This is a genomic window from Nonomuraea sp. NPDC049504 (assembly GCF_040676845.1).
Taxonomy (GTDB): domain Bacteria; phylum Actinomycetota; class Actinomycetes; order Streptosporangiales; family Streptosporangiaceae; genus Nonomuraea; species Nonomuraea salmonea.
The window spans coordinates 1-23,383 of record NZ_JBFAPT010000059.1 but is presented as its reverse complement, the minus strand read 5'-3'; the positions used below and the strand labels follow the sequence as shown (position 1 = coordinate 23,383).

The window sequence follows — 23,383 nt, the reverse complement described above, 5'->3', positions numbered from 1 at the left end:
AGCGCGGGGTTGGAGGGCAGGGCCATGACCTTGCCACTCGGGGTGAAGCCCTTGCGAGCGTACAGGGCGCGGGCGGCCTGGTTGGCGTCCACCGCCCACAGGCCCATCTCCTCGGCGCCGGTGCTCCTCGCCCACTCCACGGCCGCGTCCACCAGGCGGGACGCCGCGCCGTGCCGTCTGGCCTCGGGGGCGACCCACATGGACAACAGGTGGGCGTGCCTGCCCTCGTCCTCCAGCAGCACGCACACCAGGCCGGCGTCCGCTGCCCCTGACGTCGCCACCCAGTAGCGGGCATCGGGGTTGGCCAGCCGCTCGGCCCACTGCTGCGGGGTGAAGGCGACCTCGCGCTCGTACGAGGAGCCGAACGCGTCGGGCGCGTCCTGGAGTGCGCGCAGGCGCAGCGCGCGCAGCCGCTCGCCGTCATCTGGGCCAAGGGTCACAAGCTGGATGTCCGTCATGGCGGCATCATGTCAGGGACAGCTCAGGGTCCGCCCCCGATGCCCCCAGGGACGGACAAAGGGCAGCATTGGTGACATGAACGAAATAACTCGACGCGACGAGGTCTCGCTGTCGGCCGCCGCGCTGCGCGGCGCCCCTTGGAAGACCGCCGCCGTCACCGGCGGCGCCGTGGCCGCCGGCGGTTTCGGCCTGAGCGTGCTCACCGGCGGCGGCGATCTGGTGTGGGCGCTGGGGCTGGGCACCGCCCTGTTCGCCCTGATCGCCGCCATCGGCGCGGTGTCCAAGCCCGACGTGGGCGACCGGGTGACCCGGCAGGCCAGGCTCTGGTCGCTGCGGCACCCGTGGCGGTTCTCGCTGCTGCCCGCCGGCATCGCCGCCGTGCTGAACTACCCCGTGCAGCTCGTGCTCGACGGCGAGGGCGTCTTCGGGGCCGGCTGGGACGCCCTCTGGCACGGCGCGCTGGTCTACCTGGTCTCCGGCGTCCTGACGCTCGCGATGCGGGGGCGTGCCCGATCTGCCCGTTGACCTCTTCGATCAGCTCTGAGCGGCTGCCGCCCGCTCCGCGTCCGACCTGCACACGCAGAACTCGTTGCCCTCGGGGTCGAGCATGGTGACCCAGCCGACGCCGTTGGCGTCGCGCAGGTCCTGGTAGATGGTGGCGCCCATCCCCAGCAGCCGCTCGACCTCCTGGTCACGGGTCCTGCCCTCGGTGCCGTTGACGTCGAGGTGCAGCCGGTTCTTCACCGTCTTGCCCTCGGGCACGCGGATGAACAGCACGTACGGGTCCTGCTTGGTGCGCAGCATCACCTCGTCGTCGCCCGGCTTGTCGCCCTCGCCCAGGGGCAGCCCCGTGGCCTTGCTCCACCAGCTCGCGATCTCGTACGGGTCGGCCGCGTCGAACGTGACGGCGTGGATCTCGATCATGATGCCACCCAATCCAACACCACCGAAGACGTCAAGCCAGTGTTCGCAGCCCGATGACGCCGGCCAGGATCAGGGCGATGGAGATCAGCCGCGCGGGTGACACCTCGTCCCCCATGGCGATCATGCCGAGGATGGCCGTGCCGGCCGCGCCGACGCCGGTCCAGACGGCGTACGCGGTGCCCACTTCCAGGCTTTTGAGCGCGTACGCGAGCAGCCCGAAGCTGAGCACGGCGGTGACGGCGAACGACAGCGTCCACCACAGATTGCTGAACCCGTTGCTGAGCTTGAGCGACAGGGCCATGACGATCTCGAACAGGCCCGCGAGCACCAGGACGACCCACGCCACGATGACGACTCCCTCGACGACGATGACTGACTCGGGTGCGTCGTCTTGGCGTACCGGGTACGGCGCGTCTCGTCCGGGAGCCTCAAGGGCTCATTGACGACAACGTGCCCGCACCCCCGTTATTCCCACCAGATGGTGACCCAGCGGTCGCGCGGCATCGGCCACATGCCCAGCTCCATCACGGTCGCGGCGACCTCCTCGGCCCGCGAGGGGTCGAGGCACACCCGGCGGCAGGCGCTCTGGGCCAGCTCCTCCAGCGAGGTGAAACGTTCCAGGGGGGACTCCCGCTCCTCCACCTGCACGGGGAAACCCATCGCCGCCGCCAGCGCCACGCAGTCTTCTGCGATCGGGCGCACCGGCCGGTCGACGCCGTGGAAGTGCTGCCACAGCGGGGTCAGCCAGCTCATGGGGTGGCGGTGCGGCAGCTCGATCACCACCCGCCCCTGCGTGTGGTCGTCGAGCGCGCGCAGGAAAGGGGCCAGGTCCGGCACGTTGTAGACCACGTGGGCCGACACGGTGACGTCGGCGACCGGCACCCGCCCCGCCACGTCGGGCCAGCGGCCCTCGACCGTGGTGACCGGTACGCCGAGCTTGTCCGCCCTCGACGTCAGCCCTTCGAGCATGGAGGCCGAGGTGTCGACGGCGTAGAGGTGGCCGATCCGCTCGTGCAGCGGCAGCGACGAGGCCCCGGGGCCGGAGCCGACGTCGAGCAGCGTGCCCTTGTCGGGCAGCGCCTCGGCCAGGCGGGTCATGGTGGGACCGTCGTCCGGCTCGGCCAGCGCACGGTCCGTACGGGTGCCGAACCGCTCGGGCGAATGACTCCACGGGTCCGCGACGGCCTTGGCCAGGATCTCGTCCGGAATCGCCCAGGATTCGAGTCGCTCTCGCCAGCGTGCGGCGAGTTCTTCGGCGTCCATGGAGACGAGCATGCCATGCATGGCGTGGGTTACCCGCGGGTAGCATTTCAGAGTAAGGTTACTCACCAGTACAGCCACCTCGGTTCAAGGAGATCGACGCCCATGGGCCACTACAAGAGCAACGTGCGTGACCTGGAATTCAACCTCTTCGAGGTCTTCGGGAGACGCGAGATCCTCGGCACCGGGCCCTTCGCGGAGATCGACGAGGACGTCGCCCGCTCCGTCCTGGACGAGATGAACCGCCTTGCGACCGGCGTGCTCGCCGACTCCTTCGAAGAGGGCGACAGGACCCCGCCCGTGTTCGACGCGGCCACCGCATCCGTGAAGGTCCCCGAGGGGTTCAAGAAGTCGTACAAGGCGTTGGTGGAGGGCGGCTGGGCGCACCTCGACCTGCCCTCCGACCTGGGCGGCCCCGGCATCCCGCGCAGCCTCGCGTGGGCCAGCGCCGAGATGGTGCTGGGCGCCAACCCGGCGCTCTACATGTACGCCGCGGGGCCGAACTTCGCCTACACGCTGTGGCGGCTCGGCACCCCCGAGCAGAAGCGCTTCGCCGAGCTGGCCATCGAGCGCAACTGGGGCGCCACCATGGTGCTCACCGAGCCGGACGCCGGCTCCGACGTGGGCGCCGGGCGGACGAAGGCGGTGCGGCAGCCCGACGGCACCTGGCACATCGAGGGCGTCAAGCGCTTCATCACCAGCGCCGAGCACGACATGTCGGAGAACATCTTCCACCTCGTGCTGGCCCGCCCCGAGGGCCACGGCCCCGGCACCAAGGGCCTGTCGATGTTCCTCGTGCCGAAATACCACGTGGACCTCGACAGCGGCGAGCTCGGCGAGCGCAACGGCGTCTACGTCACCAACGTCGAGAAGAAGATGGGCCTGAAGGTCTCCACGACCTGCGAGCTGACCTTCGGCGACAAGCACCCGGCGATCGGCTTCCTGGTCGGCGAGGTGCACGAGGGCATCAAGCAGATGTTCATGGTCATCGAGCACGCCCGCATGATGGTCGGCACCAAGGCCATCGCCACGCTCTCCACCGGCTACCTCAACGCCCTCGACTACGCCAAGGCCCGCGTCCAGGGCGCCGACCTCACCAGGACGGGCGACAGGACCGCGCCCCGCGTCACCATCACCCACCACCCCGACGTGCGGCGCGAGCTCATGCTGCAGAAGGCGTACGTCGAGGGCATGCGCGCCCTGGTGCTCTACACCGCGACCTTCCAGGACGCCCTGCTCATCGACCCCGACGACCGGCGCGCCTCCGAGATGAACGACCTGCTGCTGCCGGTCGTCAAGGGCGTCGGGTCGGAGCGGTCGTACGAGCTGCTGTCGCGCTCGCTGCAGACCCTCGGCGGCTCCGGCTACCTGCAGGAGTACCCGATCGAGCAGTACATCCGCGACGCCAAGATCGACTCCCTGTACGAGGGCACCACCGCGATCCAGGGCCAGGACCTGTTCTTCAGGAAGATCCTGCGCAACCAGGGCTCGGCCATCGGCTCGCTGCTGGCCGAGATCAACGCGTTCGCCGGCTCCGAGGCGGGCAACGGCCGGCTCAAGGAGGAGCGCAAGCTGCTCGCCGAGGCCGCCGCCGAGGTCAAGGCGATGGGCGACACCCTGGCGGGCTGGGCGCTCGGCTCCCTGGAGAAGCCCGAGGAGGTCTACAAGGTCGGCCTGAACACCACCAGGTTCCTGCTCGCGCTGGGCGACCTGGTCATCGGCTGGCTGCTGCAGCGCCAGGCCGAGGTGGCGCTGGCCCGGCTGGCCGAGGGCGAGGACCCGTTCTACCTCGGCAAGGTCGCGGCGGCCTCGTTCTTCGCCAAGACCGTGCTGCCCCGCCTCGCGGCCGAGCGCCGCACGCTGGAGTCCACCGGCCAGGAGCTCATGGAGCTGCCGGAGGACGCCTTCTAGCAACGGGTGCGCCCTGGTCGAAGTGTCGTGAACGGCACCGACCGGGGCGGCGCCGGGGGTACCTTGCCCGGCATGAGCTCCTCACCGCACGATCATCCGCTGCCGCCGCCTCGCGTCGAAGAGGTGTCGGACGGTGTCACCGACCGGCCGGATCACCACGCTAGAACCTGCACCGCGCGTACGCCGATCTCGGCGGGCCGCCGATGGACCTGGTGGCTGCGATCCTCGACATGATCACGTACAACGGAGGGGAGCCGCTGTCCTGTCTGGCGTGATGATCAGCTTTAGCCGGGTATGACGGTCCCTGTACGCGTTCTTTGCCGGGAGGTCGCCATGGGTGTCGGGGTCAGCATCTTCTTCCTCACGCTTGGCGCCATCCTCAGGTTCGCGATCGAGCCCGACGTCTTCGGCGAGAGCGTGCACATGGACATCATCGGCCTGATCTTCATGATCGTCGGCGGCGTGGGGATCGTGCTGAGCATCGTGCTGGCCCCTCGGCGGGGCCAGACGTCGGAAGGCCGGCTGATGCACCGGGAGAACCGTCCGCCCGAGGTCTGAGACCTACAGGCTCAGCTGGACGGCGGCGCGCGAGGCCACGATCGGCTTGATGCGCTCGGCGATGACCGCCTGGTGGTCGGGGTGGTCGCGGTAGACCAGGTAGTCGTCCACGCTGTCGAAGTCCGCCACCACCGCGAAGTCGTGGTTGCCCTGGTTGATGCCCGCGTCCTGGCCGAACGTGTACGCCCGCAGCTGCGGGATCAGGCCGGGCAGCGTGCCCAGCGCCTCGGCCACGGCGGCCTTCTGCTCGTCGGTGGCGTCGTCGGTCCAGGTGAACAGCACGATGTGGCGAATCATGCAAGCCACTTTATCCATGTATCAACGGGACATCCTCAAGGCTCTGACGTCGTGGGTGCGGGTGTCCCCCGCCGTACGGCGGTCGCCGGGAGAGGGGTCCTCCCGGCGGCCGTCGTACCGGTGCGTCAGCTCCAGGCGAGCATCCTGATGGGGTCCTCCAGCATCGCGCCCACGTCACGCAGGAACAGCGAGCCCAGCTCACCGTCCACGATGCGGTGGTCGAACGACAGCGACAGCGTCGCCACCTTGCGCACCGCGAGCGCGCCGTCCACCACCCACGGCATGTCCCTGATCTGACCGAAGGCGAGGATCGCCGCCTCGCCCGGGTTGATGATCGGGGTGCCGCCGTCGACGCCGAAGACGCCGACGTTCGTGATCGTGAACGTGCCGCCCGCCATCTCCGCCGGCTGTGTACGGCCCGCCCTGGCGACCCCCGCCAGCTCCGCCAGCCGCCCGGCCAGCGCGGGCAGCGACAGCTCATGGGCGTCCTTGATGTTCGGCACCACCAGGCCGCGCGGGGTGGCGGCGGCGATGCCCAGGTTCACGTAGTGCTTGACCACGATCTCCTGGGCCTCCTCGTCCCACGAGGAGTTGATCATCGGGTGCCTGGCGATCCCCGTCAGCACCGCCTTCGCCACCAGGAGCAGCGGGGACAGCTTGAGCTCCGCGAACTCCGGGAGCGTGCGCAGGCCGCGCACGGCGTCCATGGTGGCCGTCATGTCCACCTGGAGGAACTCGGTGGCGTGGGGGGCGGTGAAGGCGCTGGTCACCATGGCCTGGGCGGTCATCTTGCGTACGCCCTTGACCGGGACGCGCTCCTCCCTCTCCCGCCGCTCACCCGTCGTGACGGGCCGCTCCTGCGTCCTCGCCGCCGCCGCGTGGACGTCGTCGCGGGTGATCGAGCCCTGGGGGCCCGTGCCCGTGAGCGTGGTGAGGTCCACGCCCAGGTCCTTGGCGAGCTTGCGTACGGGGGGCTTGGCCAGCGCCCGCGCCGCCCCAGGACCCTGCGCTCCGGCCGGAGCCGCAGGCGCCGGGGCCGGGGCCGGGGCCGGGGCTGGGGCAGAGGCGGGGGTCTGCGGCGGGGTGTCCAGGCCCACGCGGGCCGGGTTCGCCACCGGGTTGGTCGGGTGGCCGGGAGCGGCCTGGCGGCGCGGGCGGCGCTTGGTGGCGCCGGTCTTGACGCCGTAACCGACCAGGACCGCCTGGCGCTCCTCCTTGGGGGCCGGGCTGCCGTGCGCGCCCGGCTCCACCGCGCCCTCCGCGGGCGGCTTCGGCACCATGTCGTCGGCCAGCGCCTCGATCCCGGACGCCGGCGCCGTCCCGCCGTTGACGGGCGCGGCCGCAGCCGGAGCGGGTGCGGTGGGAGCGGGCGCAGAGGGCGCGGGCGCCGCCGCGGCCGCCGCAGCCGGCGCCCCGGCCGCCGCCCCGGTCGCGCCCGGTGAAGGGGCACCGCCCTCGCCGTCGGTGTCCACCGCGATGATCGGGACGCCAACGTCGACCGTCTCGCCCTCGCCGGCCATCAGCCCGGCCACCACGCCATCCCACGGGATCGGCAGCTCGACGATCGACTTGGCGGTCTCGATCTCCACCACGATCTGGTTGACCTTGACGTCGTCGCCCGGCTTGACGTGCCAGCGGACGATCTCCGCCTCCGTCAGCCCCTCGCCGACGTCGGGCAGCTTGAACTCGCGTCGCATCGTCTGCCCCCTCAGTATCCGAAGGTCCGGTCGACGGCGTCGAGCACGCGGTCAAGGTCGGGCAGGTAGTGCTCCTCCAGCTTCGACGGCGGGTAGGGGGTGGAGAAGCCGCCGACGCGCAGCACGGGCGACTCCAGGTGGTAGAAGCACTGCTCGGTGATCCTGGCCGCCAGCTCCGCGCCGAAGCCGCTGTTGACGGGCGCCTCGTGCACGACCACGGCCCGGCCCGTGCGGCGTACCGACTCCATGACCAGCGGCTCGTCCAGCGGGTTGAGCGAGCGCAGGTCCACGACCTCCAGCGAGCGCCCGTCCTCCTCGGCCGCCGCGGCGGCCTCCAGGCAGGTCTTGACCATGGGGCCGTAGGCCAGCAGGGTCACGTCGGCGCCAGGACGTACGACCTTGGCGGCGTGCAGCGGCGGCCACCAGTCGGTGGAGCCGGTGTCGATCTCGGCCTTCTCCCAGTAGCGCCGCTTGGGCTCGAAGAAGATCACCGGGTCGTCGCTGCGGATGGCCTGCTGAATCATCGTGTACGCGTCCGCCGGGTTGGAGCAGGCCACCACCCGCAGCCCGGCGGTGTGCGTGAAGTACGCCTCCGGCGACTCGCTGTGGTGCTCGACCGCGCCGATGCCGCCGCCGCACGGGATGCGGACGACGACCGGCAGCTTGATCGCGCCGAGCGAGCGCATCGGCATCTTGGCGAGCTGGGTGATGATCTGGTCGGCCGCCGGGAAGACGAATCCGTCGAACTGGATCTCGCACACCGGCCGGTAGCCGCGCAGTGCCAGCCCGATCGCGGTGCCGATGATGCCGGACTCGGCGAGCGGCGTGTCGATGACGCGGTCCTCGCCGAAGTCCTTCTGCAGCCCGTCGGTGACCCGGAAGACCCCGCCCAGCTTGCCGACGTCCTCACCCATGATGAGGACCTTGGGGTCGTCCTCCATGGCCTTGCGCATGCCCTCGTTGAGCGCCTTGGACAGGCTGAGTACGGTCACGACGCCTCCTTCGCCCCGAACCGGCCGCTGCGGTCGCCTCGCTCAGTCACGGAACCCCTCCAAGTACGCGGCGAACTGGGCGCGCTCCTGGTCGATCAGGGCGTGGGGCTCGCTGTAGACGTGGTCGAAGATGTCGAGCGGCTCGGGGTCCGGCATGGCCAGACAGCGTCTGCGCAGGTCGGCGCCGAGCTGGTCGGCCTCGGCCTCGATCGCGTCGAAGAACGCCTGGTCGGCGTGCTCGTTCTTGAACAGGTACGACTTGACCCGCTCGATCGGGTCCTTCAGCTTCCAGGCCTCCAGCTCGCTGGCCACCCGGTAGCGGGTCGGGTCGTCGGTGGTGGTGTGAGCGCCCATCCGGTACGTGAACGCCTCGATCAGCGTGGGGCCCTGGCCCGTACGCGCGGCCTCCAGCGCCTTGCGCGTGACGGCGAGGCAGGCGAAGACGTCGTTGCCGTCGACCCTGATGCCGGGGAAGCCGAACCCGGAGGCGCGCCGGTAGAGCGGGATGCGGGTCTGCTTCTCCAGCGGCTCGGAGATCGCCCACTGGTTGTTCTGGCAGAAGAACACGATCGGCGCGTTGAACACGCTGGCCCAGATGAACGACTCGTTGACGTCGCCCTGCGAGGTGGCGCCGTCGCCGAAGTAGACGATGGTGGCCGCGTTGGCGTCGTCGCGCTGGATGCCCATGGCGTAGCCGACCGCGTGGAGGGTCTGGCTGCCGATGACGATCGTGTAGAGGTGGAAGTTGTGCTCCTTGGGGTCCCACCCGCCGTGGTTGACGCCCCTGAACAGGCCGAGCAGCTTCACCGGGTCGACGTCGCGGCACCACGCCACGCCGTGCTCGCGGTAGGTGGGGAAGGCCATGTCGGAGTCGGTCAGCGCGCGCCCCGACCCGATCTGGGCGGCCTCCTGGCCGAGCAGCGAGGCCCAGATGCCCAGCTCGCCCTGGCGCTGCAGCGCGACGGCCTCGAGGTCGACGCGCCGGACGAGCACCAGGTCGCGGTAGAGCGACCGGACGTCCTCCGGGGTCAGATCGATGTCGTAGTCGGGATGCTCGACCCGCTCTCCCTCGGGGGTGAGCAGCTGGACGAGCTCAGGAGGTGCGTCAGCACCACGAGAGGCGTCTTGTGTCACGTGCCACTCCTGTGGTCGGGGCCGGTCCGAGATGGGGTTGCCACCTTAGGCCAGCCTTCGTAGCGCCGAACCGGGAGGTGGAGGTTCGTACGCTTTTGGGGCCATCGTGGCAGACGTCACAGCCCTGTGCGCAAGCCCCATGTCCTCCCCGTTCCCGTTGTGTCGGCGGCCACACGCGCCGGTAGGCTGTGCTTCCCACCACCCACCGCACCCAGGAGGAACGCAGTGGCCCGCGTCATCGTGGACGTCATGTTGAAGCCCGAGATCCTCGATCCGCAGGGCCAGGCCATCGCCAGGGCGCTGCCCAGGCTCGGCTTCTCCGGCGTCTCCGCCGTGCGCCAGGGAAAGCGTTTCGAGCTCGAGATCGAGGGTGAGGCCGACGAGGCCGCGCTCGCCGAGGTGCGCAAGATGGCCGAGACGCTGCTGGCGAACACGGTGATCGAGGACTACGTCGTCCGGGTTGAGGGGTAGAAGGCACTTTTGGGGGCTGGATTTCCCCTCGGGTGGTTAAAGCCGGGTTCGGACATGCCACAATGCCACGGGCTTGCCAACACTAAATAACAACAACGTGATTTTGCGGTTAGCCCCGTTTTCTCAGGGAAACCTACTCCAGGTGACATTCCGGAGCCCGGAGGAGTCCGGTGGATATTGAGTTCTCGTTGGCACTGCCTCGGGATGCGATCGGCATACCGATGGTCAGGCGAGTGCTGGGCGATGCCATGCGTTCACTCAACGTGAGCGAGACGTGCATCGCCGACATGCTGCTCGCCGTGTCCGAGGCGTGCTCCAACGCGGTCCGGCACGGAGGGCCGGCCAACCGCTACGAGGTGACGGCGGCCATCGGGGCCGGCCAGTGCGACGTCCGCGTGGCCGACAACGGCGACGGCGTGCCGACCATGCCCTCGCACTTTCCTCCTCCCGACACCGAGAACGGCCGCGGCCTGCTGATCATGCGATCCGTCGTCGACGAGATCTCGTTCGGCGTCACACCGGGCCGGGGCACGACGGTCCACCTGCGCAAGCTGCTCGACTGGGACGACGACGCCGCCGAGGCCCGTCCCCGCGAGCTCGCCGCCGTATGAGCCGTCGTGTAGGCCCGCGCCAGTCCCGCGTCCCGAGCCGATGCGGACCACCGGAGCGCACCCGATAACCTGGTGATACCGCCGTCCACCCCGATGGGACGGTGGCGCGCGCATTCACCCGGAGGGGACGACTGTCATGAGCGCTGCCCGTGTGGGCGTTGTCACGTTTCCAGGAACTCTCGACGACCAGGACGCAGCCAGAGCCGTGCGCCTCGTGGGCGCGGAGGCGGTCCCGCTGTGGCACGCCGACCACGACCTGAAGGGAGTCGACGCCGTCTTCCTGCCCGGCGGCTTCTCCTACGGCGACTACCTGCGCTGCGGCGCCATCTCCCGCTTCGCGCCGATCATGGACGAGCTGGTCCCCGCCGCGAAGGCGGGCCTGCCGGTCATCGGCACCTGCAACGGGTTCCAGATCCTCTGCGAGGCGCACCTGCTGCCCGGCGCGCTCACCCGCAACGCCTCGCTCCACTACGTCTGCCGTGACCAGCGGCTCAAGGTCGAGCAGACCCAGACGGCGTGGACCAACGGCTTCACCGCCGGCCAGGAGATCGTGCTGCCGATCAAGCACGGCGAGGGCCGCTACGTCGCCTCCGACGACACGCTCGCCGCGCTGGAGTCGGGCGGCCACGTGGTCTTCCGCTACGTCGGCAACCCCAACGGCTCGCTCAACGACATCGCCGGCATCCGCAACGAGGCCGGCAACGTCGTCGGCCTAATGCCGCACCCCGAGCACGCCGTCGAGGAGCTCGTCGGCGCCCCGAGCACCGACGGCCTCGGCATCTTCACCTCCATCCTGAAGAACCTGGTGAACGCATGACAGACAGTGTCCAGCGGGCGGCGGAGACTCCCGACGAGCCGATGCCCTTCGCCGAGCTGGGGATGAAGCAGGACGAGTACGACCGGGTCAAAGAGATCCTGGGCCGCCGTCCGACCGGCTCCGAGCTGGCCATCTACAGCGTCATGTGGTCCGAGCACTGCTCGTACAAGTCGTCCAAAGTGCACCTGCGGCAGTTCGCCACCAAGGCGCCCAAGTCCGAGGCGCTGCTGGTGGGCATGGGCGAGAACGCCGGCGTGGTCGACATCGGCGACGGGTGGGCGGCCACGTTCAAGATCGAGTCGCACAACCACCCCTCCTACGTCGAGCCGCACCAGGGCGCGGCCACGGGCGTCGGCGGCATCGTGCGCGACATCATGTCGATGGGCGCCCGCCCGATCGCGGTCATGGACGCGCTGCGCTTCGGCGCCGCCGACGCGGTCGACACCCGGCGGGTGCTGCCCGGCGTGGTCGAGGGCATCAGCAGCTACGGCAACTGCCTCGGCCTGCCCAACATCGGCGGCGAGGTCTCCTTCGACCCCTGCTACCTCGGCAACCCGCTGGTCAACGCCCTGTGCGTGGGCCTGCTGCGCAAAGACCAGATCAAGCTGGCCACCGCGCCGGGGCCGGGCAACAAGGTCGTGCTGTTCGGCGCCTCCACCGGCCCCGACGGCATCGGCGGCGCGTCGGTGCTGGCCAGCGCCACGTTCGAGGACGAGTCGCAGGCCAAGCGGCCCGCCGTGCAGGTCGGCGACCCGTTCATGGAGAAGCTGCTCATCGAGTGCTGCCTTGAGCTGTACGCCGCCGACGTCGTCGTCGGCATCCAGGACCTCGGCGCGGCCGGCGTCTCCTGCGCCACCACCGAGCTGGCCGCCAAGGGCACCGGCGGCATGACCGTCGACCTCAACCTCGTCCCGCTCCGCGACCCCTCGCTCAGACCCGAGGAGATCCTGATGAGCGAGTCGCAGGAACGCATGATGGCCGTGGTCCGGCCCGACGACATCCCCGCGTTCATGGCGATCTGCCAGAAGTGGGACGTCCCCGCCACCGTCATCGGCGAGGTCACCGACACCGGCCGGCTCGTGATGACCTGGGACGGCGAGGTCATCGTGGACATCCCGCCGGGCACCGCCGCCGACGACGGGCCGGTCTACGAGCGGCCCTACCACGAGCCCGCCGGGCAGGCCGCGCTCAACGCCGACGCCCCCGATCGCCTGGAGCGGCCCGCCGACCTGCGGCAGACGCTGCTCAAGCTGCTCGGCTCGCCCAACCTCGCCTCCAAGGAGTGGGTGACCGGCCAGTACGACCGCTACGTGCGCTCCAACACCGTGCTGGCCCAGCCGGCCGACGCGGGCATGCTGCGCATCTCCGAGGCCATCGCGGGCGCCGAGCCGACCACCAGAGGCATCGCGCTGTCCACCGACGGCAACGGCCGCTACGCCAAGCTCGACCCCTACGCGGGGGCGCAGCTCGCGCTGGCCGAGGCGTACCGCAACGTCGCCGTCACCGGCGCGAAGCCGCTCGCCGTCACCAACTGCCTCAACTTCGGCTCCCCCGAGGACCCCGAGGTCATGTGGCAGTTCGCCGAGGCCACGCGCGGGCTCGCCGACGCCTGCCGGACCCTCGGCGTGCCGGTGACCGGCGGCAACGTCTCCTTCTACAACCAGACCGGCTCCACCGCCATCCACCCGACGCCGGTGGTGGGCGTGCTCGGCGTCATCGACGACGTCGCCAAGCGGGTCCCGACCGGGTTCGTCGCCGAGGGGCTGCGGGTCGTGCTGCTCGGTGACACCCGCGAGGAGTTCGGCGGCTCGGAGTGGGCTCACGTCGTCCACGGTCACCTGGGCGGGCTGCCGCCGCAGGCCGACCTGGAGGCGGAGCAGGCGCTCGGCACCGTCCTCGTCGAGGCGGCTCGGCGCGGGCTGCTCGCGGGCTCCCACGACCTGTCCGACGGCGGGCTCGCGATCGCGCTCGCCGAGTCCTGCCTGGCGAAGGGCGTCGGGGCGACCGTCGAACTGACCGGCGACGCCTTCACCGACCTGTTCAGCGAGTCGGCGGCTCGGGCACTCGTGGTGGTGAGCGCCGAAGCCTACGACGAGCTGGCCTCCCTGTGCGGCCGCCACGACGTCCCCTGCTACGGCCTGGGCACGACCGGCGGCTCGTCCCTGGTCGTCAAGGACGTCTTCGAGGTCCCGGTGGAAGAACTCCGCACCACCCACACCGCCGCCCTGCCGGCGCTGTTCGGCTGACGCGAGTTTCTCAGGGCCGGTACGGGATCACCCGTACCGGCCCTTTCCGCACAATCACCCACCGAACGGCCGGCACGCGCCTTTCATCCGCCGGGCTGGATGGGTGGTGCGCCCTGGATTGCCGTGGCCGTTAACCGGCACGTGACCTGCACGTGGCGGCCCCTTCCTTCCGGCCTCGGTTCTCCGGGCGCTCGTCGTTGTGCGGAAGCCTTACTTCTTCAGGCAGACGGCGTAGACCGTGCCGCCGCTGCCGCTGCCGCCGCCGAGGCCCTGGCTGGAGACCTCGGCGGTCTTCATGTCGTTCTTGGCGGCGCTGACCGACCAGCCGTTGCCGGACGGCATGCTGCTCGTCACCTGGGAGCGGGAGTCCACCTGGAAGCCGCCGCCGGTCACCAGGTCGCCCGCCTTGCACTTCGCGCTGCCGCTGGAGCCGGAGAAGCGCTCCGAGACGATGTAGGTGCTCAGGTTCGCGCCGGTGCCGGGCTCGCCCTTCGGGCCCTGGGGGCCCGCGGGGCCGCGCGGGCCGGTGTCGCCCTTCGGGCCCTTGGGGCCGGGGGTGCCGGGCTTGCCGGGAGCGCCCTGCTCACCCTTGGGACCCTGCTCCCCCTTCGGGCCCTGCTCGCCCTGCTCCCCCTGCTCGCCCTTCGGGCCCTGCGGGCCGGCGGGGCCGGTCGCGCCCTGCTTGCCCTGGATGCCGTGGCGGCCCTGCGGACCGCGGTCGCCCTTCGGGCCCTGGGGGCCGGCAGGGCCGGCCGGACCCGCGGGCCCCTGCGGGCCGGTCTCGACGGTGGTGGTGGACGTGCCGCCGCCCCCGATGACCATCCGCTGCTCGGTCTTACGGCACTTGGCCGTGACGTTGACGATGCGGACGTACCGCGACTTCTTGTGGACGCAGGCGTGCACCGTTCCCGCCGCGGCGCCGGCCGAGACGGCGGAGGCCGCGGACGATGCAGTGGCGACGCCTCCCGCGGCCAGGAGCGAGGCGGCCAGCGCCCCGGCGGTGGCAAGTGTCAGCGTGCCCCCACGACGAACCTTGATAGCCACGATGCCCCTCCAGAGGGTCGAGTGTTGCGCGTGTGATGCACGAGATTCACGCCTCAAACGTTCCAAAGGATGACCGTGACTACGTAACGCATTTATCACGAAACAGAGGGTTACTGACGGCGTTGACGGATTGTCGATGACGTGGGTGAGTAAAACGACGCAGTCGCGACAGCGATCGCCCGTGGATAATCGGTCTGTGTCAACCCCTGGTCCCACGTACCTCCCACCGGCCACCCAGCCCGTTCGCGGCGTGGTCTGGGGGATCCACCTTGCGCTGCCCATGCTGGGCCTCTGGCTGCTGCTGGCCAACGACCACATCAACATCCCGTGGCAGCACAACCCGAGCCACTTCTGGCTGATCATCCTGGTCGCCGGCGTCAACCTCGTGCTCGGCGTGCTCATCAGCGAGGCGTCGCGGCGGCGCGCCGACGCCCGCCTGTTCCTCGTCTCCATGGTCTTCGTGACCAACGCCGGCTTCTTCTTCCTGCACGGCCTGGCCACCCCCAAGGTCATCCTGCCCGGCGGCTCGGTGGGCTTCGACGCGGGCCAGCAGGTCGGGCTGTCGATCGCGGCGGTGTTCGCGTTCGTCTCGGCGCTGCCGCTGGGCGAGCGGGTGGCGAAGGTCGTGCTGTCCTGGCAGCACTTCATCAGGGGCGCGCTGCTCGGCGCCATGGTGCTGTGGGGCGTGGTGTCGCTGGTGCCCGGCCTGACCGCGCTGAGCGAGCCGCCCGAGGTCTCTCCGATCGACTGGCTGGTCTGGGCGTCGATCCCGGGCCTGCTGCTGTACGGCGCGGCCGGCGTGATGATGTTCCTGCTGCACAGGCGCCGCCCGTCGGCGATGCTGATCAGCCTGCTCACCGCGTACGCGCTGCTGGCCGAGTCGATGGTGGCCGGCATGTCGCAGCTCAACTGGCACCTGTCGTGGTGGGAGTGGCACCTGCTGCTGACCCTGGCCTTCATGTTCGTCGCCTACAGCGCCTACCTGCAGTTCAGGCGCGAGGGGTCGAGCGCGGGGCTGTTCGACTCGGTGGCGCTGTCGGCGACCGTGGCCCGCATCAAGCGCGACTACGACCAGGCGCTGGAGGAGCTGGTCGAGCACGTACGCAAGGGCGAGCCGCTGGCCGCGACCCGGATGTCGGGCAAGTTCCGGCTCAACGAGGGCCAGGCGGCGGTTCTCGACCGGGCAGGACGGGCGCTGGCCGAGGAGCGCGAGCTGTCGGAGCGGCTGTCGGCGCTGGTGGCGGTGAGCGTGCAGACGCGGGTGGGCCTGCCGGAGGACCAGCTGCTGACGACGTCGCTCGAGCGGGTGCGGCAGGCGTACGGGGATGTGAAGATCGCGCTGGTGGCCGAGGGCAAGACGCAGGTGGGCTCGCGCGACTACGCGTTCGTGGGTGACGACCCGATCAGGCGTGACGGGCTGCTGGCCTTCCCGCTGACGGTCAAGGGCAACCTGGCGGGCGTGCTGGAGGTGCCGATCGGGCGGACGAGCCAGGACGAGGCGCTGGCCGCGACGCTGGCCGGGCAGCTGTCGATCTCGCTGGAGAACGCCCGGCTCTACCAGGAGCTGCACACGCTCTTCCACCAGTACATGTCGCCGGACGTGGCGCACGCGCTGCTCGCCGATCCGGGGCAGGCGGCGCTGGGCGGCGAGGTGAAGGAGCTGACCGCGCTCTTCGCCGACCTCAAGGGCTTCACGACGTTCTCGGAGAAGGTGACGCCGGGCGAGATCGTCGAGATGCTCAACCGCTACCACACGGCGGCCGTCCCCTGCATCCTGAACAACGGCGGCACGATCGTGCAGTTCGTCGGCGACGCGCTGCTGGCGCTGTTCAACGCGCCTGCGACGCAGACGGGGCACGCGCGGGCGGCCTGCAAGGCGGCGCTGGAGATGCAGCGGGCCGCCGCCGAGGTGGCCGAGGAGATGGCCTGGCAGCGCTCCGACGAGGTGGAGTGGCCGACGTTCCGGGTGGGCGTCAACACCGGGCCCGCGCTGGTGGGCAACATCGGCAGCCCCGAGCTGCGCGGCTTCAATGCGATGGGCGACTGCGTCAACGTGGCCGCCCGCCTCCAGGCGATCGCGGAGCCCGGCACGGTGGTCATCGGCGAGACGACGTACCGGCAGCTCGGGGATGACGTGACGGTGAATTCCCTGGGCGCACTCAACCTCAAGGGCAAGGAGGAGCCGGTCACCGCGTACGTTCTGACGGATTTGGAATAGGAACCAGGGTTGCGTTGCCGCCATAATCGGGCGCATGGCCCCAGAACCTGGCGAGTTTCTCACCCTGCTGACCAATGAGGAGGTCGAGTCGCTGAAAGCGGCCGGCCGCCTGCGGCGGTGGGATCGCGGCACGACCATCATGACCGAGGGCGACACGTCCGACTGGGTCCTGGTGCTGCTGGACGGCCGGGTCAAGTGCTCGTCCCACACGAGCGCGGGCACCGAGGTGGTGCTGGCCGTACGCGGCCCCGGCGCGCTCATCGGCGAGCTGACGGCCATCGACGGCTCGTCCCGCTCGACCACGGTCACCGCGCTGGAGCCGATCTCCGGCATCGTGGTCCGCGACTTCGCCACGTTCCTGGAGTCGCACGGCCGCATCGCGGTGCTGCTCATGCAGCAGGTCACCGCCAAGCTGCGCGACTCCGACAGGAAGCGCATCGAGTACGGCGCCTTCGACACCACGGGCCGGGTCGCCACCCGCCTGCTGGAGCTGGCCGAGCGCTACGGCGAGAAGACCACCACGGGTGTCCGGGTGGCGCTGCCGCTCTCGCAGGACGAGCTGGCCGGCTGGACCGGCGCCTCCCGCGAGGCCGTCAGCAAGGCGCTGCGCACGCTGCGCGACCGCGGGCTCATCGAGACCGGCCGGCGGCGTGTGGTCATCCACGACCTGGAGGGACTGCGCAAGCGCGCCAGATGACCACATTCCGTGACGTACGTCGTACGTCATGATGGAGGTCATGGTCGCGGTCACCCCCCACGACGCCACCCGCCTGCGCTACGCCTGGCGGGTCTGCGCGGTCACCAGCCTGGGCCTGGTCCTCATCGGCATCGCCGGCAGCACGCTGAACGTGGCGCTGCCCGCGGTCGTGCGGCACTTCCAGGCGGGCCCGCTGGAGTCGGGCTGGATCCTGCTGGCGTTCCTGCTGGTCAACACCGCGAGCCTGGTGTTCTTCGGCCGGGTGGCCGACCTGCTGGGCCGGCGTGAGGTCTATCTGGCCGGGTTCGCGCTGTTCACGCTGGCCTCGCTGCTGGCGGGCCTGTCGCCGAGCGTCGGGTTCCTGATCGCGATGCGGGTGTTACAGGCGGTCGGCGCGGCCATGATCCTGGCGAACGGCACGGTGATCATCACCGACGCGTTCCCGCCCGAGCGGCTCAGTCAGGGCATGGGCGTCTACATCGGCACGATGTCGGTCGCCCAGCTCGCCGGGCCGACCGTGGGCGGTCTCATCGCGGAGACGGCCGGCTGGCAGTGGATCTTCTGGGTGAACGTGCCCGCCGGGCTGCTCGCGCTCGGCGTCGGCGCGGCGATCTTACGCAGGATGCCGCGGCGGCCCAGGCAGCCGGTGGACGCGCTGGGCAACGTGCTGGTGTTCGCCGCCCTGTCGGCGCTGCTGCTGGCGCTGTCGGAGGCGGGGTCGCGGGGGCCGGGCAGCCCGGTCGTGATCGTCGGGGTGGCCGTGTTCGTCGTGGCGGTGCCGCTGATCGTGGTGGCCGAGCGGCGCTCCGCGAACCCGGTGCTGGATCTGCGGTTGTTCGGCGGGCGGCTGCTGGCGTGCGCGAACCTGGCCTCGTTCTGCAACGCGCTGGCCCGCTCCGCGCTGATCCTGGTCGTGGCGCTGTACTTCCAGGCGGCGCGCGGCGTGGGCGCGTTCGAGGCGGGGCTGAGCGTGCTGCCCGTGCCGGTGGGGATCGGGCTGGCCTCGCCGATCGTGGGCATGCTGGGGCGGCGGGTGTCGCCGTACGCGCTGTCCATCGGGGGCGCGCTGCTGAGCGCGGCCGGACTGGGCACGCTGATGGTGACGGCGGGGGCCGGCACGCCGTACTGGGTGATCGGCATCGGGCTGTTCGTGGCCGGCTGCGGCAGCGGAACGTTCCTCACCGGCAACACCACGCAGGTGATGACCGCGCTGCCGGCCGGGAGCCTGGGCGTGGTCAACGGGCTGCGGGTGATGGTGATGAACGTCGGCATCGTGATCAGCGTCGGCCTGTCGCTCACCGTGCTGACCGCCTCGGTGGGGCCGGAGCTGCGTGCCCAGGTCTACGCGGGCACGCTCTCCACGCTCTCACCGGTGGCCGTGGGGCAGCTCATGGACGGCTTCCAGCGGGCGTACGCGGTGCTCTTCGCCGTGGCCCTGGCGGGAGCGGTGCTGGCGGCTCTGGCGCGGCCTCAGAGCGCGCCGGCCAGCCGCGCCTCGACCTGACGGTAACGGGCGACCGGGATGAGGTGCACCCCGGCGAACGCCCCGCTGTCGCGCAACGCCAGCACCTGCTCGCACGCCGCCTCGACGCCCGCCGCCCGATCGGCGGCCACCGCGGCCACGAGCTCGTCGGGGATCGCGATGTCGGGGATGGCCGCGGCCAGCGTGCGGGCGTGCCGCTCGCTGGCCAGCACCATCACGCCGGCGTAGACCGGCACGTCGGACGGGTGCTCGTCGCGCCAGCGCAACTGGGCCTCCACCGAGAAGCTGACCTGGGAGAACAGGAAGTCGGCGGTACGCTTCCAGGCCGGCAGCGGGCGCAGCGCGGCGGCGGCGCCCACGTGGAAGCCGGGCGAGAACGCCCGCGCCTCCTCGATCATCGAGCGCACGGTCAGGTCGCTGGTGCGGTTGCCGCTGGTGGGTTTGTCGCCGTAGACGAACAGGAACCGCTCGACCCCGTACGCGGCGGCAGTCAGCAGGTCGCGGCGGAAGCCGAGCAGGTTGCGGTCGCGCGAGTTGAGGCACGCGATGCCCCGCCCGCCCATCGCCTCGACCTCGTGCGCCACGGCCACGCTCGACACGGTGGCCCGGCCGATGTGGTTGTCGGGGATGAGGAAGGCGCTCGCGATGGTGCTCAACGTGCCGATCTGGTGCCTGACGTGCTTCAGGTCGGGGCGGGTGGGTGGTTCGATCTCACAGATCAGTTCGAAGGCCATGATCGCGACTGTAACCTCCGGCCGCCGCCCCGAGGAGGGGTCAGGCGGCCGCCTCCGCCGCCGTCGGGTCCTCGAACTGGGTGCGGTAGAGCTCCTCGTAGCGGCCGCCCGCCGCGAGCAGCTCGGCGTGCGTGCCGCGCTCGACCACGCGGCCGTCCTCGATGACCAGGATCAGGTCGGCCGCCCGCACGGTGGACAGCCGGTGCGCGATCACCACGGCGGTCCTGCCCTCCAGCGCCTCACCCAGGGCCGCCTGCACCGCCGCCTCCGAGGTCGAGTCGAGCGCCGCCGTGGCCTCGTCCAGGATCACCACGCGCGGCCTGGCCAGCAGCAGCCTGGCGATCGTGAGCCGCTGGCGCTCGCCGCCCGACAGGCGGTAGCCGCGCTCGCCCACCACCGTGTCGAGGCCGTCGGGCAGCGACTGGATGAGCGTGGCCAGGCGGGCGCGGGTCAGCGCGTCCCACAGCTCGTCCTCGCCCGCCTCCGGCCTGGCCAGCAGCAGGTTGGCGCGGATGGTCTCGTGGAAGAGGTGGCCGTCCTGGGTGACCATGCCGAGCGTGTCGCGGATCGTGTCGGCGGTCAGGTCGCGCACGTCCACCCCGCCGAGCCGTACGGCGCCCGAGTCGACGTCGTACAGGCGGGGCAGCAGCTGCGCGATCGTGGACTTGCCCGCGCCGGACGAGCCGACCAGCGCCACCATCTGCCCTGGCTCGGCGCGGAACGACACCCCGTGCAGCACCTCCTCGCCGCCGCGCGAGTCGAGCACGGCCACCTCCTCAAGCGAGGCCAGCGAGACCTTGTCGGCCGAGGGGTAGGAGAAGCGCACGTCGTCGAACTCCACCGAGACCGGTCCTTCCGGCACCTCGCGGGCGCCGGGGCGCTCCTGGATGAGCGGCTTGAGGTCGAGCACCTCGAAGACGCGCTCGAAGCTGACGACCGCGCTCATGACGTCCACGCGGGCGCTGGCCAGCGCGGTCAGGGGGGCGTACAGGCGGGTGAGGAGCATGGCCATGGCCACGACCGCGCCGGGGGCGAGCTGGCCGCGCAGGGCGTAGAAGCCGCCGAGGCCGTACACGAGGGCCAGGGCCAGCGCCGAGACCAGGGTCAGCGCCGTGACGAACACGGTCTGCGTCATGGCGGTGCGCACGCCGATGTCGCGCACCCTGCGGGCCCTGCCCGCGAACTCGGCCGACTCGTGGGCGGGCCGGCCGAACAGCTTGATCAGTGTCGCGCCCGGCGCCGAGAACCGCTCGGTCATCTGCGTGCCCATGGCGGCGTTGTGGTCGGCCGCCTCGCGCCGCAGCCGGGCGATCCTGCCGCCCATCCGCCGGGCCGGCAGCATGAAGACGGGCAGGAGCACCAGCGCGAGCAGGGTGATCTGCCACGAGATGCCGATCATCGCGACCAGCGTCAGCACCAGCGTGACCAGGTTGCCCACCACGCCGGACAGCGTGTCGGTGAAGGCCCGCTGCGCGCCGATCACGTCGTTGTTCAGGCGGCTGACCAGGGCGCCGGTGCGGGTCCTCGTGAAGAACGCGATCGGCATCTTCTGGACGTGGTCGAAGACGGCCGTACGCAGGTCGAGGATGAGGTCCTCGCCGAGCCCCGCCGAGAACCACCGGTTGAGCAGCCCCAGCCCGGCCTCCGCGATCGCCAGCCCCGCGATCAGCAGCGCCACCGTGACGACCACGCCGAGCGGCTCGCCGTTGAAGATGGCGTCCACCACCCGGCCCGCGAGCAGCGGAGAGCCCACGGCGAGGCCCGCCAGCACCACGCTGAGCAGCAGGAACAGCGTGATCTTAGGGCGGTGGGGACGGGCGAACCCGGCGATGCGGCGGAGCGTCGCCCGCGACAGCGGACGACGCTCCTGCTGGTTGTTCATCGAGTAAAGCTGGTGCCAGGCGGTCATCTCCATGCTCATGACATGGACAGTACGACCTCGACTTAACTTGAGGTCAACCGCCGATCTTCTTGCCCTTGCCGTGCCAGACCACCGCCACCGCAGGACGCGGCTGGTCGCCGTCGGGCCAGCGGCTGCCCGGGTTGTCCGGCGTGGCGCCGTCGATCTCGCCCGGGTGCTGCACCGCCACGAACACGCTGCGCTGGTCGCTCGTCACCAGCGGGCCGCAGGTCTCCGCACCCACCGGGACCGTCAGGAACTGGCGCAGGTGGCCCCGCTCCTTACCCTCGACCGGCATCACGAACAGGCCGTCGTTGGAGCCCAGCTCGTTGCCGTCCGTGGAGATCCACAGGTTGCCGTCCTTGTCGAACGTCACGTTGTCCGGGCAGGAGATCGGCGAGACCTTGCTCTTGTCGTACCCGGCGAAGTAGGTCGTGGCGTCCTTCGGGTCGCCGCAGACCAGCACCAGCGACCAGGCGAAGCGCCGCGCGCCCGCGTCGTCGCGGCGCTCGGTGATCTCCAGCACGTGGCCGTGCTTGTTCGACGGACGCGGGTTGGCCTCGTCCACCTGGGCGGGGGTGCGGTTGGTGTTGTTGGTCAGCGCCACGAACACGCCGCCGGTGACCGGGTTGCGCTCGATGTCCTCAGGGCGGTCCATCTTCGTGGCGCCGACCTTGTCGGCCGCGACCCGCGTGTAGACCAGCACCTCGGCCGCCGACATGCCCTTCACGTACGACCGGTCGCCCGACACCAGCGGGATCCACTCGCCCGAGCCGTCGAACTCCTTGTCCTTCGGCAGCTTGCCCGACCCGTCGATCTCCTTCTTGGGGCTGTCGCCGGTGAACTTGGCGACGTACAGGGTGCCCTCGTCCAGCAGCGAGCGGTTGTGCCGGTCGTTGCCCGGCTGGTAGCGGTCCTCGGAGACGAACTTGTAGACGTACTCGAACCGCGAGTCGTCCCCCATGTAGACGACCAGGTGGCCGTCACGGGACAGCGTGGTCGTCGCCGCCTCGTGCTTGAACCGGCCGAGCGCCGTGCGCTTGACCGGCGTGGAGTCGGGGTCGAACGGGTCGATCTCCACGATCCACCCGAAGCGGTTGGCCTCGTGCGGGTGCTTGGCCAGGTCGAAGCGCTCCTCCACCCGGTCGAAGCGGCGGCTCTCCTCGGGCACGCCCGTCGTGATCGTGTAGCGCTCGATGTACGGCTTCTGCGCCGCTGGCACCTTGTCGCCGTTGACGAAGTACTGGTCGATGTTCTCCTCGGCGGTCAGCACCGTCTTCCACGGCGTGGTGCCGCCCGAGCAGTTGTTCAGCATGCCGACGGGCGTGCGGCCCTTCGGGTCGGCGGCCGTGCGCAGCAGCTCGTGACCGGCCGCGGGGCCGGTGAAGCGCATCTTGGTCTGCGCCGTGATCCGCCGGTTGTAGCGGCGGCGCCCCTTGGTGACCAGCTTCCACTGGCCGCTGCCGCCGGCCCGCTCGATCTCCACGACCGAGCCGCCGTGCGCGGCCAGCCCGATCCTGATCTGCTCCTCGGTCGCCTCCGCGCCGCCCGTGTAGCCGCGGAACATGAGGTTTTCGTCGGTGTACTCGTGGTTGACCCACATCAGCGCCCGGTCGTCGCCCATGGGGAACAGCGTCACGTAGTCGCAGTTGTAGCCGAACTGCTTGCTCTGCGCCTCAGGCGTCTGGCCGTCGAAGTCGAACGCGGGCGCGTCGGGCAGCACCGGGTCGCCCCAGCGCACGACCACCGAGGACTTGTAGCCGTCGGGGACGCGCAGCGCGTCCTCCTTATTGGGCGGCACCGGGGTGAAGCGCAGGTCGGAACGGCCGCCGCCCGTCGGAGAAGTACCCCGAGGTCTCGCAGGACGCCGACGGCATGCGGCGGCTGTTCCGCCAGTTCTCCTTCCCCGGCGGCATCCCCAGCCACGTCG

At 70.7% G+C, this 23,383-nt stretch carries 21 protein-coding genes, 2 pseudogenes and 1 riboswitch; of the genes and pseudogenes, 11 read left to right on the top strand and 12 right to left on the bottom strand.

Features of this window, described 5'->3' with window-relative positions; all coding sequences use genetic code 11:
- Nucleotides 1–41: 41 nt before the first annotated feature.
- Nucleotides 42–458: pseudogene (locus AB0K28_RS50540) on the bottom strand (GNAT family N-acetyltransferase); the annotation flags it as partial.
- A 76-nt stretch (nucleotides 459–534) separates the two neighbouring features.
- On the opposite strand from AB0K28_RS50540, the gene AB0K28_RS50535 reads away from it, so the two are divergent.
- The gene (locus AB0K28_RS50535) at nucleotides 535–984 is read left to right on the top strand and encodes a hypothetical protein (protein WP_345391332.1); all 450 of its coding nucleotides are present in this window, start codon (nucleotides 535–537) and stop codon (nucleotides 982–984) included.
- Nucleotides 985–993: 9 nt separating this feature from the next.
- On the opposite strand, the gene AB0K28_RS50530 is transcribed toward AB0K28_RS50535, so the two are convergent.
- The 3 genes from AB0K28_RS50530 to AB0K28_RS50520 all read right to left on the bottom strand — a co-directional run bounded on the left by AB0K28_RS50530 (nucleotide 994) and on the right by AB0K28_RS50520 (nucleotide 2,646).
- On the bottom strand, nucleotides 994–1,383 hold the full coding sequence (locus AB0K28_RS50530; protein WP_345391335.1) for a VOC family protein: 390 nt from the start codon (nucleotides 1,381–1,383) through the stop codon (nucleotides 994–996).
- Nucleotides 1,384–1,414: 31 nt separating this feature from the next.
- Nucleotides 1,415–1,729 (bottom strand): multidrug efflux SMR transporter, encoded by a 315-nt coding sequence (locus AB0K28_RS50525; protein WP_364385516.1) that lies wholly within the window; start codon nucleotides 1,727–1,729, stop codon nucleotides 1,415–1,417.
- Nucleotides 1,730–1,763: 34 nt separating this feature from the next.
- Nucleotides 1,764–1,826: riboswitch (guanidine-III (ykkC-III) riboswitch) on the bottom strand.
- A gap of 22 nt (nucleotides 1,827–1,848) precedes the next feature.
- A complete protein-coding gene (locus AB0K28_RS50520; RefSeq protein WP_364385513.1) occupies nucleotides 1,849–2,646 on the bottom strand; it encodes a class I SAM-dependent methyltransferase in 798 nt (265 codons plus the stop codon).
- Between the two features lie 102 nt (nucleotides 2,647–2,748).
- Between AB0K28_RS50520 and AB0K28_RS50515 the strand changes: the two genes are divergently transcribed.
- Nucleotides 2,749–4,554, top strand: a complete 1,806-nt coding sequence (locus AB0K28_RS50515) for an acyl-CoA dehydrogenase (RefSeq protein ID WP_364385510.1) — start codon at nucleotides 2,749–2,751, stop codon at nucleotides 4,552–4,554.
- A 333-nt stretch (nucleotides 4,555–4,887) separates the two neighbouring features.
- On the top strand, nucleotides 4,888–5,112 hold the full coding sequence (locus AB0K28_RS50510) for a hypothetical protein (RefSeq protein WP_345391347.1): 225 nt from the start codon (nucleotides 4,888–4,890) through the stop codon (nucleotides 5,110–5,112).
- 3 nt (nucleotides 5,113–5,115) lie between these two features.
- Here AB0K28_RS50510 and AB0K28_RS50505 read toward each other — a convergent pair whose 3' ends face one another.
- The 4 genes from AB0K28_RS50505 to pdhA form a co-directional block, all read right to left on the bottom strand.
- Nucleotides 5,116–5,409 (bottom strand): Dabb family protein, encoded by a 294-nt coding sequence (locus AB0K28_RS50505; RefSeq protein ID WP_345391350.1) that lies wholly within the window; start codon nucleotides 5,407–5,409, stop codon nucleotides 5,116–5,118.
- A gap of 125 nt (nucleotides 5,410–5,534) precedes the next feature.
- Nucleotides 5,535–7,106, bottom strand: coding sequence for a dihydrolipoamide acetyltransferase family protein (locus AB0K28_RS50500; protein ID WP_364385506.1), 1,572 nt, complete (start codon nucleotides 7,104–7,106; stop codon nucleotides 5,535–5,537).
- An 11-nt stretch (nucleotides 7,107–7,117) separates the two neighbouring features.
- A complete protein-coding gene (locus AB0K28_RS50495; protein WP_345391356.1) occupies nucleotides 7,118–8,098 on the bottom strand; it encodes an alpha-ketoacid dehydrogenase subunit beta in 981 nt (326 codons plus the stop codon).
- A gap of 42 nt (nucleotides 8,099–8,140) precedes the next feature.
- A complete protein-coding gene (pdhA, locus tag AB0K28_RS50490; protein ID WP_345391359.1) occupies nucleotides 8,141–9,232 on the bottom strand; it encodes a pyruvate dehydrogenase (acetyl-transferring) E1 component subunit alpha in 1,092 nt (363 codons plus the stop codon).
- 225 nt (nucleotides 9,233–9,457) lie between these two features.
- On the opposite strand from pdhA, the gene purS reads away from it, so the two are divergent.
- The 4 genes from purS (at nucleotide 9,458) to purL (ending at nucleotide 13,377) form a co-directional block, all read left to right on the top strand.
- Complete coding sequence (purS, locus tag AB0K28_RS50485) at nucleotides 9,458–9,703, top strand: phosphoribosylformylglycinamidine synthase subunit PurS (protein ID WP_345391362.1); 246 nt, start codon at nucleotides 9,458–9,460, stop codon at nucleotides 9,701–9,703.
- A gap of 221 nt (nucleotides 9,704–9,924) precedes the next feature.
- Nucleotides 9,925–10,314, top strand: a complete 390-nt coding sequence (locus AB0K28_RS50480; protein WP_345391365.1) for an ATP-binding protein — start codon at nucleotides 9,925–9,927, stop codon at nucleotides 10,312–10,314.
- 136 nt (nucleotides 10,315–10,450) lie between these two features.
- Complete coding sequence (gene purQ / locus AB0K28_RS50475; protein WP_345391368.1) at nucleotides 10,451–11,131, top strand: phosphoribosylformylglycinamidine synthase subunit PurQ; 681 nt, start codon at nucleotides 10,451–10,453, stop codon at nucleotides 11,129–11,131.
- Entirely contained in the window at nucleotides 11,128–13,377 is a 2,250-nt protein-coding gene (gene purL, locus AB0K28_RS50470; RefSeq protein WP_364385501.1) for a phosphoribosylformylglycinamidine synthase subunit PurL, read from the top strand. Before purQ ends, purL begins: the two co-directional genes overlap by 4 nt.
- 210 nt (nucleotides 13,378–13,587) lie before the next feature.
- On the opposite strand, the gene AB0K28_RS50465 is transcribed toward purL, so the two are convergent.
- Nucleotides 13,588–14,421: a hypothetical protein gene (locus AB0K28_RS50465; RefSeq protein ID WP_364385498.1), complete on the bottom strand. Its 834-nt coding sequence runs from the start codon at nucleotides 14,419–14,421 to the stop codon at nucleotides 13,588–13,590.
- 196 nt (nucleotides 14,422–14,617) lie between these two features.
- Here AB0K28_RS50465 and AB0K28_RS50460 point away from each other — a divergent pair, with 196 nt between their 5' ends.
- The 3 genes from AB0K28_RS50460 to AB0K28_RS50450 are packed head-to-tail and all read left to right on the top strand — an operon-like array spanning nucleotide 14,618 to nucleotide 18,840.
- Nucleotides 14,618–16,639: an adenylate/guanylate cyclase domain-containing protein gene (locus AB0K28_RS50460; protein ID WP_364385495.1), complete on the top strand. Its 2,022-nt coding sequence runs from the start codon at nucleotides 14,618–14,620 to the stop codon at nucleotides 16,637–16,639.
- Nucleotides 16,640–16,673: 34 nt separating this feature from the next.
- Entirely contained in the window at nucleotides 16,674–17,336 is a 663-nt protein-coding gene (locus AB0K28_RS50455) for a Crp/Fnr family transcriptional regulator (protein WP_345391380.1), read from the top strand.
- Nucleotides 17,337–17,376: 40 nt separating this feature from the next.
- A complete protein-coding gene (locus AB0K28_RS50450; protein WP_364385492.1) occupies nucleotides 17,377–18,840 on the top strand; it encodes an MFS transporter in 1,464 nt (487 codons plus the stop codon).
- On the opposite strand, the gene AB0K28_RS50445 is transcribed toward AB0K28_RS50450, so the two are convergent.
- The 3 genes and pseudogenes from AB0K28_RS50445 to AB0K28_RS50435 form a co-directional block, all read right to left on the bottom strand.
- A complete protein-coding gene (locus tag AB0K28_RS50445; RefSeq protein WP_345391386.1) occupies nucleotides 18,807–19,553 on the bottom strand; it encodes a methylenetetrahydrofolate reductase in 747 nt (248 codons plus the stop codon). The genes AB0K28_RS50450 and AB0K28_RS50445 overlap by 34 nt on opposite strands.
- A gap of 40 nt (nucleotides 19,554–19,593) precedes the next feature.
- Nucleotides 19,594–21,474: an ABC transporter ATP-binding protein gene (locus tag AB0K28_RS50440; protein ID WP_364385489.1), complete on the bottom strand. Its 1,881-nt coding sequence runs from the start codon at nucleotides 21,472–21,474 to the stop codon at nucleotides 19,594–19,596.
- A gap of 34 nt (nucleotides 21,475–21,508) precedes the next feature.
- Nucleotides 21,509–23,269, bottom strand: a pseudogene (locus AB0K28_RS50435) (PhoX family phosphatase); the annotation flags it as partial.
- Between the two features lie 59 nt (nucleotides 23,270–23,328).
- Between AB0K28_RS50435 and AB0K28_RS50430 the strand changes: the two are divergent.
- Nucleotides 23,329–23,383 (top strand): hypothetical protein (locus tag AB0K28_RS50430; protein WP_364385532.1); only part of this gene is annotated, 55 nt, incomplete at its 3' end.

Excerpts from the sequence above, each read along its gene's own strand:
- AB0K28_RS50535 (WP_345391332.1), top strand. The coding sequence starts at position 535 with ATGAACGAAATAACTCGACGCGACGAGGTCTCGCTGTCGGCCGCCGCG.
- AB0K28_RS50530 (WP_345391335.1), bottom strand. The coding sequence starts at position 1,383 with ATGATCGAGATCCACGCCGTCACGTTCGACGCGGCCGACCCGTACGAG.
- AB0K28_RS50520 (WP_364385513.1), bottom strand. The coding sequence starts at position 2,646 with ATGGACGCCGAAGAACTCGCCGCACGCTGGCGAGAGCGACTCGAATCC.
- AB0K28_RS50515 (WP_364385510.1), top strand. The coding sequence starts at position 2,749 with ATGGGCCACTACAAGAGCAACGTGCGTGACCTGGAATTCAACCTCTTC.
- AB0K28_RS50510 (WP_345391347.1), top strand. The coding sequence starts at position 4,888 with ATGGGTGTCGGGGTCAGCATCTTCTTCCTCACGCTTGGCGCCATCCTC.
- AB0K28_RS50505 (WP_345391350.1), bottom strand. The coding sequence starts at position 5,409 with ATGATTCGCCACATCGTGCTGTTCACCTGGACCGACGACGCCACCGAC.
- AB0K28_RS50500 (WP_364385506.1), bottom strand. The coding sequence starts at position 7,106 with ATGCGACGCGAGTTCAAGCTGCCCGACGTCGGCGAGGGGCTGACGGAG.
- AB0K28_RS50480 (WP_345391365.1), top strand. The coding sequence starts at position 9,925 with ATGGTCAGGCGAGTGCTGGGCGATGCCATGCGTTCACTCAACGTGAGC.
- purQ (WP_345391368.1), top strand. The coding sequence starts at position 10,451 with ATGAGCGCTGCCCGTGTGGGCGTTGTCACGTTTCCAGGAACTCTCGAC.
- purL (WP_364385501.1), top strand. The coding sequence starts at position 11,128 with ATGACAGACAGTGTCCAGCGGGCGGCGGAGACTCCCGACGAGCCGATG.
- AB0K28_RS50455 (WP_345391380.1), top strand. The coding sequence starts at position 16,674 with ATGGCCCCAGAACCTGGCGAGTTTCTCACCCTGCTGACCAATGAGGAG.
- AB0K28_RS50450 (WP_364385492.1), top strand. The coding sequence starts at position 17,377 with ATGGTCGCGGTCACCCCCCACGACGCCACCCGCCTGCGCTACGCCTGG.
- AB0K28_RS50445 (WP_345391386.1), bottom strand. The coding sequence starts at position 19,553 with ATGGCCTTCGAACTGATCTGTGAGATCGAACCACCCACCCGCCCCGAC.
- AB0K28_RS50440 (WP_364385489.1), bottom strand. The coding sequence starts at position 21,474 with ATGAGCATGGAGATGACCGCCTGGCACCAGCTTTACTCGATGAACAAC.